A 13,293-nucleotide genomic window follows, 5' to 3' on the forward strand; every position below is an offset into this window, starting at 1 on the left:
CTGCCCACGCGGGGACGCGGCCCTTCTCACGGTAGAGCACGACCGTTGGGAACCCTGACACCAAGGCCGACACACGTGAACTGAAGTTTGGAAAGCCCGTCGACATCGGTGAGGGAAGAACTTCCTACCCGGTAGATCGCCCTTTCTCCCTGCTCACCCGGGACGCAGCCCTGCCCGGACCCCCGGCTGCCGACGATGTACCGATGTGAATGCTGCTCGCAGGTCCAGTCTGCGGGTACCCCCAGCGTGACGCTCCCCATCCAAACGCGTGCCCGCACCTACCCCAAACGTGAAGACGCACAACCTGGCCTGCCGAGGAGGGGAAAGAACGGACGCAAGATCCCCAGGAAATACCTCGAACCCCGCGATGATCCCGGTGGACAGGGGCGGGAGATCGTCCGAGAACAGCGGTGTTGCCCGGCCTGTGCTGCCCGGTGGTGGACCCAGAAGGCCGGCAAGACAATGGTGGCCGCCCCGCCAGAAGGTATCGCTGTGTACTGCACGGTTACTCGCGGCACCTGGTCTCCTGAGAAGCTTCACTAAGCCACCCAGGCCACACACTGCCAGGCCAGTCGGCGGATGCTGCCGTCACTGGCTGGACGCGACATTGGTGTCAGACAGGAGAAAAGATGGACCTCAAACAACTCCCCTCGGTCGGGCACGAGGACCTCGGCGACCTCCTGATGGACCTGGGCAGCGTGCAGACCCTCATGCTCTGGGGCCCCCCCGGTGTAGGCAAGACCACCGCCGTACGTGCCTTCGCTCAGGAAATGGGTTACCACTTCGTTGATTTTGTGGCCCCCATGATGGACGCCACCGATCTGCTCGTTCCCCGGCATATGCCCGAAACGAACACCACCCTCCGCTGCCCACCGCACGAACTGATTCATCATCCCTGTGCAGATGAAGCCCAACGGCCTTCTCTCGTCTTCCTCGACGAACTCAATGGCGGTGACCCCGGCATGCAAAAGGCCCTGTTCAGCCTGGTCGCCGAGCGCCGCCTGGGCAACGTCGTGTTGCCCAAAGGCTCCATCGTCGTCTGCGCGGGCAACCCGACCGAGACCAACAGCGGTGCGGTTCCGCTGCTCGCGCCCCTGATGAACCGCATGCTGCACTTCCATTTCCGGCTGCCCAACCCGAGAAGCTGGCTCGCGTGGTTCGAGGGCCAGCGCCAGCGTGGTGTGGGTCTGCATCCCCTCGTCGCCGAGTTCATCCGTGAACAGGGCGTCAGCCGGCTGCTCGGCAGGCCCGGCAGTGACGGCCAGATCGCCAGCTCGCCCCGTGCCTGGACCGCCTGTGCCCTGGCTTTACAGGCCCCCAGCCTGGGCTTTGCCCGTCTCGAACAGCACGCGCTGGAGGACGGCAGCCAGATTCGCCCCGCCGCCACCACCTTGCGGCACGTGGCCATGGGCGCCGTGGCCGAACGCGACGCCACGGAACTCTCCACGTGGTGGGAGAACCGCTCCCGGCAGTATTCCATCGACGCCATCCTGCGCGGTGACCAGAAATTACCCTTCCAGCCAGGGGAGAAACTCTTGCTGCTGCAACTGATGACCCAGCTGCGCACCCGACTCGTTGGCGAGTTGCCGGCGCTCGAAGGGCACCTGGGCCAGGACACCCGCCTGCTTGCCAGCCGGGCTGAACACCTGCTGAACCTGGTGCGGGAACGTGACCCCGAAGCCTTTGGCGCGATGCTGCTGACCGCCGAAGGGAGTGGTCTGCTGCCCGGTTGGTTCCTTGACCGGCTGGAAACCTCTTGCCTGAAAGGAGCGAACTGAAGGTGTACTGGCGGCCACGACCCCTGCGCCAACGCACCCAGGGCACGCCACAGGCGGAACTCACCCTGGAACTGGGTCCGTCCCGCCGGGTTACCGTGAACTGGCCTGAAGCGGACCGCCTCATCGGCAACCCGCGGCGCGGAGAGGAAGCGGTGCGGCCCTTCCTCCCTGCCGCCTCTCCGGTCCTCGTTTCGCCGTGCGGCTGGCGCTGCACGCCCCAGGCGGTCTGGGGAAGGGGAGAGGTGGACTTCCTCCTGCCGCAGCCTCAGGCCCACCTGAGCGCGGAGGCCCTCCAGAGCTGGCAACGGCACCTGACCGGACAGGCCGCGGCATTGACGGGAAGCCGCACACCCCTGCTGCGCGCTGCCGCACTTCTCCTGGCAGGGGCACTGCGAGAACGTGGACACGCAAACCTGAACGCGGCGGTCCAGACGGGCGACCTGCAAGAGCTCCTGCCCCGGTACTCCGCCGCGCTGCTCGGTGCCCTGGAGGCTGTGCATCCCCCGCCGGAGAATCTGCCCAAGCGCCCGCCCGTCCGTCCACGCCTGCAGGACAACCTGAACGCGCTCAGCCGCGGAGACTACCAGCCCACCGACGTGGAGCCCTGGGGCAGCATGCTCTGGCCCTGGGCCTGGCATCCAGCGTTCGGACTGCGGCACAACTTCAAGAAGGCGGATCCAAGTCAGCCTGTTGGTCTGCTGCACCACCTGCACGCCGCGTCCTCCGAGACCTTCCCCTGGGAACTGCCAGAGGTGGAACAGGGTCTGCAGCGGGCCGCCACCGTGCGCCAGGTCACCCTGGCGGAACGACTGGTGGCCCAGGCCCGCTACCGGCATGACGAAGCGCAGCGTCAGGCGAGTGTGGAAGCGGCCCGGACCCTGCAGGAGCAGGTGGTGGACCACCGCCGCACCCAGGGCATCGGGAAGGAACTCGCGCATACCGCCGCCCTCGTGGAAGGCGTGCTGCGAGGTGAGCACCTGCCGGGCAGCGAGCAGGTTTACCGCCTGGTGACGCAGTGGTTGACGAGCTGGGCCGCCGTGGATCAACTGCTTCCAGAACTCCGGCACGTCCGTGCTGGAATGAGGCTGGTCCTCGACCCCCGCGAGGCGGCCCGCCTGGACATCCGCACCGCGGCCTTGCGGGGCGAACAGGTGATCGTCAACCTCAGCCGCCTGGGTGGGGAGGATGCGCATGGGCAGGACCGGGTGCGCATCCTCGCCCGGATGGTCGTTCACCGGGCCCTCGGACACGCGGCGCGGGGCACCGGGCGGAATGCGCTTCCGTGGTCCACAGCCTGCGTTATGATCGCCGAGGCCTGGTTCGACGAACTGCAAATGCCGCCGCTCAGCCGTGACGTTGATCCCGCTCCCACGCGGGACGCAGATCTGGAAACGTTGGGTAGCGCCGAAGCCGTCTATGCCGAATTGCTGCGCCGTCTGGAAGGTGGTCAACTGAGGGAGCGGAACCTCAGTGGGACGAGGAGTCGCGGCCTTCCGGACCTGATCGGCGACGGGGAAGACGCGGCCCGCGGCCTGACACCCGCGGAGGAAGAGGCGGTGCGCGACCAGATTGCGCGGGGCCTGGAGGAAGCCCGCTACCTGCGGGGGTTGGGCCTGGACCTTGGGGGTGGCCTGATGCGGGAACTGCGTGCCGTCTCGGCCAGGCCGGTGCCCTGGCGTCCAGCGCTGCTCGAATGGGCGCAGCCGCACTATCCTCGGCCGCAACGTCGCCCCCGCTGGAACAAGCTGGCCCGCCGGGAAAGCAGCGACCCCCGGATGCCCCGGCCCAGTTTTCAGGGCGAGGACCGCAGCAGTGTGTTGCTGGCCGTGCTCATCGACGCTTCGGCCAGCATGGAGGACGCGACGCTCGCCGAGGGGCTGGGAGCCATCGAGAACACCTGCGGCGTGCTGGGTATCGGCCACCTGCGCCTGATCGCCTGCGACACCGTGGCGACCGACCACGGCCTGGTGCGGCCCTGGCAACTCCGGGAGGCGGTGACGCTGACGGGTGGAGGCGGAACCGATCTCCAGGACGGTGTGGACCTGCTGGAACGCCTGGCCACCGTGGCGTCTCCCGCGCATCCACCCGTTGATCCCCGCACGCCCCTGCTGATTCTGACCGACGGGCTGCTCTGGGCTCCCGCCGAACTGGGAGCCCGCCCCCACGCCTGGCTGATGCCTCCCGGTGCCCGGCTGCCCTTTCGGACGAAGGCTCCGACGTTCACCATTCGGCGCGACTGAGGGGGAGGGGCGGCGGGAGCCGCTTCCGACGTCGCCGCCCTGCTCCTGAACCATTTCGCCTATGGCAGGTTGGACGCTTGACGGATGTGCCTAGCTTGCCCGGGAACCTACCTTGCTCTGCGGCAAGTTTGAGGCTTGCCGCAGACAGGAGAAGCAGTATGGCCATTCCCCAAGTCATCAAAGGCCGCGCCCGCCTTTTTCCACACACTGGAGCCGAACGTCTGGAACTGTGCAAGGTGGGCTCTTTCCAGCTCGTCGTACGCAAGGGTGAGTATCAAGACGGCGACCCCATCGTCGTCGCGCCGGAGCGCGCCCTGCTGCCGCCGCACCTGGCCGCGCGGTACGTCAACTCCGAAACCGGCGCGTCCTACCTGCACGGCCCGGAGAAGAACCGTGTCGGCGCCGTTCGGCTCCGCGGCGAACTGTCGCAGGGTGTGATCCTGCCGCTGGAGGGACTGGAGGAGGCCCCCTTCGGCGAAGACCTCTCCGCCCAGTTGGGAATCACCTTCTGGGAGCCGCCCATTCCCGTCCACCTGACCGGCGAAGTCGCTCCACTGCCTGCCCTCGCCCACTACGGGCACCACGACGTGGAACAGTTCGGCATCTACGCCGTGGAGTTCCGGGCCGGAGAACCCGTCATCGCCACCGAGAAGCTGCACGGGACGCAGGGCGTGTATCACCGGACGGTGGAAGGCGAATGGCGGGCGACAAGCAAGGGACTGTCACGCAATCGGCTGACCCTGAAGGAGAACGAGGGCAACGTGTACTGGCAGGCGGCCCGGAACAGCGGGCTGTTCGGACGGGTGGACACGGCCATTCCCGCAAGGGAGATACAGGTCTTCGGTGAGGTGGTGCCGGTGCAAAAGGGATTTTCCTACGGCCAGCGGAAACCGGCGGTGTTCGTGTTCAAGGTGCTGGTGGACGGTGAGCCGCTTCCCCGCGCTAAGTGGCCGGTTTCCGTCCTGGAGCGCAGCGTGCCGGTGCTGTACGAAGGACCGTTCGAGGAGGCGAAGCTGCGTTCCCTGCGCGGTGGAATGGAAACCGTCTCGGGCCGGGGCCTGCATATCCGCGAGGGCCTGGTCGTTATGCCCGTCACGCCACGGCTCACAGCGGATGGACGCGACCTGAGCCTGAAGCTCATCTCGGAGGCGTACGCGAAAAAAGAAACCGGAGAGGAGTTTTCGTGACATTACTCAACATCGTGGATGTGGAAGCCACCTGCTGGGTGGGAGAGCCGCCGCCTGGTCAGACGAACGAGATCATTGAAATCGGCCTCTGCGTGCTCAACCTCTCCACGCTGGAGCGGCTGGAGAAGCGTAGCCTCCTGGTCCGGCCTGAGCATTCGGAAGTGGGCACCTTTTGTACCGAGCTTACGGGCCTGACGCCGGAAGAAGTTGCCACAGGGATGACACTCCGTGAAGCCTGTGACGTGCTAAGGCGGGACTTTCATTCGGACTCTCGGCCCTGGGCGAGCTGGGGCAACTATGACCGCAAGCAGTTCGAGCGGCAGTGCCGGAGCGGCGTGCAGTATCCCTTCAGCTCCAGGCACACGAACGCCAAGCAGGTGTATGCTGCCGGGTACCATTTGAAGCGGCCTGGGATGGCTGCAGCGCTGCAACACGCTGGCCTCCCCCTGGAGGGCGTCCACCACCGGGGCGCGGACGACGCCTGGAACATCGCTGCCCTGATCAGCCGCCTGCTCCGGGAGGGCCACTGGGAGATGGGGGCTGCCCGGTGAAAGGTGGTCGGTCGCCCCAGTGATGGTCAACCCGCCAATCTCGCTGCATCCAGCATGTCAAAGGGTTTCTTCGGTATTTGCGAACTTTGAACGTGCTGCACAGGCACTCGTGGGAGTCATCGCGGTGATCAACTTCCCGGCACTCATCTCAGTGGTGGAAGGCGGATCATGGTGCGCTTCTCCGGGGGCACCGCCCCGGGCGTGTACGTGTAGGACGTGTAACTGACCTCTTCGCGGGGACTGGATTCCGGTCTGTACGCCGCGATCACCTCGCCCGGATCCTGTTGTGCCAGATACCGGGCATACAGGGTGCCTGTGGCAATCCGGGAGATGGGGAAATCCGGGCAGAGCAGGTGCGGGGCGCTCCACTGCTGTGCCACAACCGCCACATCGGTTACCCGCACCCGGCCGGGGCGGGCCGGAGTGGTGTCACCTTGGTGAACCGGTTCCTCCAAAGACTCGTAGACCTGCAACAGCCAGGTGGCCTGGCCTCCCTGGATGGAGGCCAGGACGTTGTGAATCGGCCGTTCCAGTAGGGTCGACAGAGGCAGGTCCCCGTCGAAGATCAGCAGACGCCAGTGCTCCACGGCGTCATCCCCCATGCTGACGCTCTGCCGATTGAAGGCGACGTGCAGCGCTCCAGGACGCATGACACGCTGCACATGGGTGCGCCACCGCTGTTCCATTTCATCGGTGCGGGGCAGGAGAGGAGGTGCAGGGTGCCGCCTGACCACGGGGCGCCGGATCCGGACGAACGGGCGCAGCATCATAAGCAGGGCGAGGATTGCCGCCCCGCCCAGCAGCTGAAGGAACCAGTCGGGTGGCGTCATGAGACACAGCGTACAAACTGCCGGGTTCCATCCGCCAGGCGTGGGCCTGCCCCGGTGGTGCGGAGCTGGAGTTCAGCCGGACGGGCCACTGGACCCAGAGGATGGGCCGCTTGTCGCGCCGGGGGCCGCAGATCAGGACCTTGCTTCCGATGGCTTTTTCTGGTGGGAGCAGGAACGCTGGTTCGGGAGTGGTGGTAAAGGTTCTCAAGTCGGGCGTGTAGACGCAGAGAATCCTGAGCGCGTTTCCGCCGCTTGCATTCTTGTTTACTTCGCTCCTGTGGTAGACGCCAACCGGAGGTGGGGCGCTGACGTTCCTCGACCTATCCTCGGGGTGAGTCAGTGCTCCGCTCTTCAGCGGGGTGAGCACAGTGACTTCTGGAAACTTGAGCAAGAAGGCCTTCCTGGCGATGAACGGGCGCTTCTTCTGCAGCGCGGCGGTGAGTTCCGCACTGGTCTGCTGAGCAGGATGATGATCATTGACAGCCCTATAGCGTCCAGGTGCAGAAAGGCCAGGCCGACGTGCTTCGGTCCAGCACACGCGATGTCCCGCACTTTCTCGATCAGGAGCGGACCTCTCGGCAGCTTGAAAGAAGACACGAAGTGAAGCCAGGGTGTGACTGCTCAGCGGGGCACCTGGACTTGGGTCAACAGGTAGAGTAAGAGCATCTCCGAGGACACCTGCCCAAATTGCAAAAAACTGGAAGCTCAGCTGGCCAAAGTGCTCGCTGAACTCCAGGAGATCAAAGCGCGTCTCTGCCTGAACAGCACGACTTCGCACCAACCTCCGAGCCAGGACAAGCCTTGGACACCGAAGAGTGAGCGCCAGAAGACTGGTCGGTCTTCTGGCGCTCAACCCGGTCACAAAGGGAAGACGCTGAAGATGGTCGAGCACCCTGACGAGGTCGTGACTCTTCCTGTGACCGGGCACTGTGGGTGTGGTCAGGCCTGGGACACAGTCACAGTCAGTGATGAACTGGCGCGGCAGGTTCTGGACCTGCCCGAGATCCGTCTGCATGCGGTGGAGTACCGTGCCCAGGTTAAGGTGTGTCCGACGTGTCACCACCGCGAGCAGGCTTCTTTTCCAGCTCATGTTCCTGGTCAGGTGCAGTACGGTGCTTGCATCCACGGATTGGCGGTTTACCTAAACGTAGTGCATTTCGTTCCGCTCAAACGCACGGCAAACATTCTGGAAGCCGTCTGTGGCACAACAATCAGTGACGGTACCATTGCCCTGAGCCTCAATGTCGCCGCTGAGCGTCTGACCGATTTTGAGACCGAGCTCAAAAGCGCACTGTTGAATGCGCCTATCCTGCATGCAGATGAGACCGGCAGCAAGGTGAATGGGAAGCTGGCCTGGATGCATGTGGTGAGCTGCAAGCAGCTCACGTTGTATGGGCATCACGAGCAGCGAGGATATGCGGCGCTCAAGAACATGGATGTCCTCCCCCAATTTCAGGGCACAGTTGTCCATGACGCCTGGAGCACCTATTTCCAGCTTCCTGCACAGCATGCCCTGTGCAACGCTCATCTCCTAAGGGAATGGCGGCATCTGGCAGAGGAGCATGGACAAATCTGGGCAGGAGAACTACGCAGCGCCATGCAGCTCGTCTATCACGAGCACAAAGCAGGGACGCTGACCTCAGAGGGAAAAGCCGCATTCTTGGACCGATTCGACATGTTGGTGCAAGCGGGGTTAGACGTGAATCCACCAGCGGAACCCATTCCTGAGCAACGGGGTCGGGTGAAGCAAACCCGGGGACGCAACTTGGCGCTGCGGTGCCAGCGCCACCGTGAAGCGATCCTGCGCTTCCTTGATGACCAACAAGTGCCGTTTGACAACAATCAAGCGGAGCGGGACATCCGGATGGCCTGTGTGAAGCGCAAAGTCTCCGGAGGATTTCGTTCAGCGAAGGGCAGCATGAATTTTTGCCGCATTCGTAGTTATACATCGACGCTTCACAAGCAGGGTACGAGTATCTGGCGCGGTCTCGTTAGTATCTTTCGTGGCGATATTATTATGCCTAATTTCTCGTGATTAACCTAAAGTACTCCGGATAATATATGAATCGAGAACTAAATTTAAGAGAAAAATCTTATATCGTCTCTCTGCTTGAGGAATACAAAGCGGAAAAAGAATATCAAGACAGGGCCAAATTGAAACAGCTTCGTTTACAAGAAGAGAGTGTCTGGTCTTGGCAGAGGTATACCTTGCCAGGAAGCCCCAATCCTTCGGCATTAGATATACGCCTTTACGAACAGGGGCTCCTCGATGAGTATACAGAAAACACTTGGAGAAAGTTAACAGATTTACACTTGGTAGAGATAAAGGTTCTAACTAAAAATTACAAAGGTATAGCCATAGGCGGTCCATGGTCTTGTGTAAAGCTTACTGAAGCAGGTCAAGAGATTGCTGGGGAGCTAAGTAGGGATATGACACTCACCATCGGAACGCTCAGACGTGTCACATGGCAGGCACTTGCTCAACTCGTGTCTTCGCCTGAAGGTCTAGTGGACGTTGGTGATGGAGACTATGGAGGCTTCAATTGGAATGAAGTCTGGCTTTCATTAGAGATGTTACGCTACGTGGAGTTTCAAGGGGCAGATCACGTCTTTCCTACGGAAAAAGGTAAGGACTTTTACAAGCGCATGTATGAAGCGCATTGCCGACTCTACCCTGACGTCGAGGCTCTCCGCCTTTAGCCATTAATTCTCGGTAATAGTATCTACCCAACACAACAAACCACTTCGTGCTGAGTAGATACGTTACTACAAAGAATACTAGGCTATAGATTCAATCCGAGCAACTGGCCAGCATGTTATAGAATCAAGTCTTTCTTCCTCGTCTCTCTTCCTCATGCCAAATAATACAGGTGGATACTATGATTGCCCACATCACTACGCGAGAAGCTTGGTAACAAGCAGAACAACAGGGTTACTATGCACACGATAGTCTTAAGAGTCAAAAATTCATCCACTGTTCAACGCCAACCAACGATCAACTCATCAATGTTGCAAATGCCATTTTCCGTGGCCAGGCGAACCTGGTGGTGTTGATGATCGATCCGTCCCTCCTTAATTCAGAGGTGAAATACGAAGAGTATGAGAATAGTGGAAATTTCCTTCCTCACGTCTATGGATATATCAATTCTAGCTCAGTGGTACAAGTTGTAAATTTCCCACCTCAGCCGGATGGTACATTCAAATTACCCGTTGAGGTGACTACTCAGCACGGCATTCACGGTCGTGCTTGTATGTTGGATTCGGGACTGAGACTCGGCAGATCGCTTTCGTGCGAGGTCGAAAAGACCGTTACTCAGCTTTGATCGCCGGGTCACACCCGTTCCGCCTTCGACGCCGAACAATTGCTTGAACCCTGGAGTTCGCATGAGCAAGCCTGGCGATGGCCGGAACCTGTCCCACCTGACCGTGATGGAGGTGGATGCGTATGCCAGAACAGATGTTTGTCGGCATTGATGTCTCGAAAGCCCGCCTGGATGTGGCCGTGCTCCCCAGCGGTGAAATCTTCGCCGTAGAGAATACCGCTGCTGGACTCACCGAACTCCTGATTCGCCTTTCTGAAGTTCAGCCCCACCTGGTCGTCCTCGAAGCGACCGGCGGCCTGGAACAGGCTGCGATGTTGGCCCTGCATGATGCTGGATTGGCCGTGACGGTCTTGAATCCACGGCAGGTCCGTCATTTCTGTCGCGCGTTGGGCAAGCATGCGAAAACAGACCGAATGGATGCCGTGCTTTTGGCCAAGTTCGCTCAGACGCTGCAACCCCAAGCCCAAGTCCCCGGAGATGCCCCGCAACGTGCGCTTGAGGCGTTGCTCGCCCGTCGTCGTCAGATGGTCGATCTCCTGACCATGGAGCGCAACCGACTGCACAGCAGTCGGGATTCATATGTACAGCGTGATGTCCAAGAGGTCATCCAGTATCTCGAAGGGCGCCGAGAACAGCTGGATCAGGCTCTCCAGGAGGCCATTCTGAACAGTCCGAAGTTCCAGGGGACATACGCGCTGTTGACTTCAACCCCGGGGGTCGGTCCGGTCGTGGCCCTGACGTTGCTCGCCCAACTCCCGGAGTTGGGCTCGCTCTCGAGGCAGAAAGTTGCCAACCTGGTTGGGGTCGCCCCTCTGAACTGGGACAGTGACAAATCAAGAGGTCACCGCTGTATCTGGGGTGGACGCGCTGAGGTGCGCCAAGTGCTGTATATGGCGGCTGTGACCGCTGTACGTTGGAATCCAACCTTGAAGACAGTGTTTAATCATTTGATTCAGAAGGGCAAACCGAAGAAGGTCGCGTTGGTCGCATGTATGCGCAAATTGCTCGTCTACCTCAATGCCATGGTGCGTGATCAGACCCCGTGGCATGCTCCATCCGCTGCCTAACCCATGCCTCCATGACCGCTTGCCTCCTTCTCAACCGAGGGGGTGGGCGTGCGTTGTACCGGCACGTTTTGTGTGTCGGTGCAACCACCGCTCATCCCCTCGGCCCTTACTCCCTTGACGACCAACACAATTGCTGAGTAGTCACGCCAGGGTCCCGATGTGACCAACAAACTTGAAGGAGATGAAATGAGCAACAGTTGCGCAGAAAATAGTTGATTGCCTCCCCTCGGGAAGAGGCATGATGGGTGGTGTGGCAGAAATGATCCGCTTATTCCGCATCGCCATCATTGACGACAGTCTGCCCGACCTCCTCCTCGCTGAAGAAGCTTTTAAAGGACTTGAGCACCCTGTTTTCGTGCAGACTTATTCGTCAAGCAGGACAGCCATTCAAGTCCTTCAACGGGCTGGGGCCACCCTCCCAGACGTGATACTGTTGGACATCAACATGCCCACCATGAATGGTTTTGACGTCCTCAAAGCTCTCAAGGCGGATGCCCGATTGAGTCTCATTCCCATTATTATGCTCACCACGTCCAATACAGAGAGAGATGTTCACCAGGCCTACTCGCTGTCGGCGAATTCCTACGTTGTCAAGTCGCCCAGCTTCGGTACGTTCGTCGAGCAGGTTGAGGCGTTCGTCACATTCTGGAGAAACAGTCGCTTGGTGAACTGGCCCGAACGTCTCCTTCCCCCAAAGCGTTGACCTAGTCGTGCCCTTGAAAAAGTGCTCCACCCTATTGGCTGGCAAGTGGGACCCTTTCTTGGAGGGATAGGGCCACATCTTCATGCGCTTAACTCTCGACGTCCCCGAGCTCGGGGAACCGCTCACCCATGGCAAGGCACTCACTAACTTGGTACTTACTTCATATCTAAGGATTTAGGTGGGATTCTTCACAGAAGTAAAGTAGGGCGACATGAGCCATACGTCACGCTTTGAATAACTGGGAAGACTCCACCAATCCAGCCGGTATGTCCTGTTTTCAGTCCTCGGTGACGCACGGCACGATCGTTAGAGGAAAAAGCCAAATGCACCTCCCATCCCAACCAGAAGGGCCTAACTATCAATAACCTCAAGCGTGTCCTGTTGTTCCTTGGCGTTCTGGTCCTGATCGCCACCGTCTTCCTGTTGGCGAAAAACATCATCGACCTCAACCAGCTGGTGGCTATAGCGAGTGCCAATCGCAGCCCAGCGTTCTCTAACCCCAGCCAGGACGTGCTGATAAGTTCCGGGGCGGCCCTGCTTTGCGGCCTGTTACTGGGCTCTGGGCTTGCTTTACATACCCGGCTTCAGGGTGAGAGCCCCGCTGGCCCACCTCGGCAGCCCAAGGTTTGAAAGCCAGACCAATTTTATAAAGGGCCGAAAGGCTTATTCATGACGGCTTTTTGATAGGTGGCTGTATGATTGGTGCGTCGCTTGCTGGCTGCGGTGTGCAGCGCACATGCGTTTTAAGCTCAGCGAGAGTAGACCTCCTGCGAAAGTGATCGGCCAAGCTGGCAGGGTGGAGCGAGACCGTCCGGCACGCACATTGAAGATGCATCGGAAGCAATTCAAGCGGCGGCCTGGGGTCTATCCCGAGACGTTTGCACAGATGGAAGCGGTGCTGGCGGAACGGGAGGGGCGGAAGGAGAAATCAGGCCGCCCAGCGGTACTCCGCGTCGCCGAACAATTGTTGCTCACCCTCGAATTCTGGCGCGGGTACCGGGCGTTCGCACACCCTGGCGATGACTGGGGCGTGCGTGAGGCCACCGTGCACTGCAGGGTGGAGCGGGTTGAACCAGCCCTCATCGCCAGCGAGCAGTTCCGGCTGCCCCGGAAACGCGCGCTTCGAGAGGCATTGACCGTCTAGAGCATCGTGGCCGTCGATGCCTCCGAGGTCCCGTGTGGGCGACCCAAAAAACCCAGCGCCGCTGGTATAGCGGAGAAGAAAAAGCGCCACACGCTGAAGCTTCAGGTGCTGATCTGTACCCTGACGGGGCGCATTCTGGGGACAGCCGCGGGTGTAGGAGCGGTCCACGCCCTGAAGTTGTTTCGTCCGGCTGCCCCTCGGAGATGCCGGGTATCCAGGCCTCTGGAAAAGTCATGGGCACGCCATCACACCCCACAAGGCGGCGCGCGCGTCGCCTCTGTCCAGGGAGCAACGTCTGGAAAATCGCGTCCTCGCGTACACCGGGCAGGGGGCCGAACACGTCATTCGCCGTATGAAGGGATTTCGCGTCCAGCGGGGCGTGTACCGATTTCTTGCAGTTCGGGCAGGCGTCGTCGGAGATGCCCCTACACCTGCTGCGCTAAGTCCAGGCCCCCGCTGAGCAGTTACCG

Annotated in this window: 11 protein-coding genes and 2 pseudogenes; 12 read left to right on the forward strand and 1 reads right to left on the reverse strand. The window is 60.9% G+C overall.

Features of this window, described 5'->3' with window-relative positions; translation table 11 throughout:
- Nucleotides 1–629 precede the first annotated feature (629 nt).
- From B9A95_RS00905 to B9A95_RS00920, 4 genes are all read left to right on the forward strand, one after another.
- The gene (locus B9A95_RS00905) at nt 630–1,778 is read left to right on the forward strand and encodes an ATP-binding protein (RefSeq protein ID WP_084045099.1); all 1,149 of its coding nucleotides are present in this window, start codon (nt 630–632) and stop codon (nt 1,776–1,778) included.
- The gene (locus tag B9A95_RS00910; RefSeq protein ID WP_139806340.1) at nt 1,757–4,018 is read left to right on the forward strand and encodes a VWA-like domain-containing protein; all 2,262 of its coding nucleotides are present in this window, start codon (nt 1,757–1,759) and stop codon (nt 4,016–4,018) included. The genes B9A95_RS00905 and B9A95_RS00910 overlap by 22 nt, the downstream gene beginning before the upstream one ends.
- Nucleotides 4,019–4,176: 158 nt before the next feature.
- Nucleotides 4,177–5,205 (forward strand): RNA ligase (ATP), encoded by a 1,029-nt coding sequence (locus B9A95_RS00915; protein WP_084045101.1) that lies wholly within the window; start codon nt 4,177–4,179, stop codon nt 5,203–5,205.
- Nucleotides 5,202–5,756 (forward strand): 3'-5' exonuclease, encoded by a 555-nt coding sequence (locus B9A95_RS00920; RefSeq protein WP_084045102.1) that lies wholly within the window; start codon nt 5,202–5,204, stop codon nt 5,754–5,756. The genes B9A95_RS00915 and B9A95_RS00920 overlap by 4 nt, the downstream gene beginning before the upstream one ends.
- Before the next feature lie 143 nt (nt 5,757–5,899).
- Here the strand turns inward: B9A95_RS00920 and B9A95_RS00925 are convergent, their stop codons facing one another.
- Nucleotides 5,900–6,586 carry a hypothetical protein gene (locus B9A95_RS00925; protein WP_084045103.1) on the reverse strand — a complete coding sequence of 229 codons (687 nt, stop codon included), beginning with the start codon at nt 6,584–6,586 and terminating at the stop codon, nt 5,900–5,902.
- 664 nt (nt 6,587–7,250) lie between these two features.
- Between B9A95_RS00925 and tnpC the strand changes: the two genes are divergently transcribed.
- The 8 genes and pseudogenes from tnpC to B9A95_RS36660 all read left to right on the forward strand — a co-directional run bounded on the left by tnpC (nt 7,251) and on the right by B9A95_RS36660 (nt 13,283).
- Nucleotides 7,251–8,621, forward strand: a complete 1,371-nt coding sequence (tnpC, locus tag B9A95_RS00935; RefSeq protein ID WP_084045105.1) for an IS66 family transposase — start codon at nt 7,251–7,253, stop codon at nt 8,619–8,621.
- A gap of 26 nt (nt 8,622–8,647) precedes the next feature.
- The gene (locus B9A95_RS31310) at nt 8,648–9,286 is read left to right on the forward strand and encodes a hypothetical protein (protein WP_139806341.1); all 639 of its coding nucleotides are present in this window, start codon (nt 8,648–8,650) and stop codon (nt 9,284–9,286) included.
- A gap of 227 nt (nt 9,287–9,513) precedes the next feature.
- Nucleotides 9,514–9,909 (forward strand): annotated as a pseudogene (locus B9A95_RS36650) (DUF952 domain-containing protein); the annotation flags it as partial.
- Nucleotides 9,910–10,031: 122 nt separating this feature from the next.
- Nucleotides 10,032–10,976, forward strand: a complete 945-nt coding sequence (locus B9A95_RS00945; protein WP_245808076.1) for an IS110 family RNA-guided transposase — start codon at nt 10,032–10,034, stop codon at nt 10,974–10,976.
- A 259-nt stretch (nt 10,977–11,235) separates the two neighbouring features.
- Nucleotides 11,236–11,679, forward strand: coding sequence for a response regulator (locus B9A95_RS00950; protein WP_084045262.1), 444 nt, complete (start codon nt 11,236–11,238; stop codon nt 11,677–11,679).
- 829 nt (nt 11,680–12,508) lie between these two features.
- Nucleotides 12,509–12,823 (forward strand): transposase family protein, encoded by a 315-nt coding sequence (locus tag B9A95_RS00960; protein ID WP_170928357.1) that lies wholly within the window; start codon nt 12,509–12,511, stop codon nt 12,821–12,823.
- 6 nt (nt 12,824–12,829) lie between these two features.
- A pseudogene (locus B9A95_RS36655) lies at nt 12,830–12,952 on the forward strand (hypothetical protein); the annotation flags it as partial.
- A 115-nt stretch (nt 12,953–13,067) separates the two neighbouring features.
- The gene (locus B9A95_RS36660) at nt 13,068–13,283 is read left to right on the forward strand and encodes a hypothetical protein (protein ID WP_425429901.1); all 216 of its coding nucleotides are present in this window, start codon (nt 13,068–13,070) and stop codon (nt 13,281–13,283) included.
- Nucleotides 13,284–13,293: the final 10 nt, after the last annotated feature.

The sequence above is a fragment of the Deinococcus hopiensis KR-140 genome, from assembly GCF_900176165.1.
Lineage (GTDB): Bacteria > Deinococcota > Deinococci > Deinococcales > Deinococcaceae > Deinococcus > Deinococcus hopiensis.

Coding starts and splice junctions, on each gene's coding strand:
- B9A95_RS00925 (WP_084045103.1), bottom strand. CDS start 6,586: ATGACGCCACCCGACTGGTTCCTTCAGCTGCTGGGCGGGGCGGCAATC.
- B9A95_RS00950 (WP_084045262.1), top strand. CDS start 11,236: ATGATCCGCTTATTCCGCATCGCCATCATTGACGACAGTCTGCCCGAC.
- B9A95_RS00945 (WP_245808076.1), top strand. CDS start 10,032: ATGCCAGAACAGATGTTTGTCGGCATTGATGTCTCGAAAGCCCGCCTG.
- B9A95_RS00905 (WP_084045099.1), top strand. CDS start 630: ATGGACCTCAAACAACTCCCCTCGGTCGGGCACGAGGACCTCGGCGAC.
- B9A95_RS00960 (WP_170928357.1), top strand. CDS start 12,509: ATGCATCGGAAGCAATTCAAGCGGCGGCCTGGGGTCTATCCCGAGACG.
- B9A95_RS00915 (WP_084045101.1), top strand. CDS start 4,177: ATGGCCATTCCCCAAGTCATCAAAGGCCGCGCCCGCCTTTTTCCACAC.
- B9A95_RS31310 (WP_139806341.1), top strand. CDS start 8,648: ATGAATCGAGAACTAAATTTAAGAGAAAAATCTTATATCGTCTCTCTG.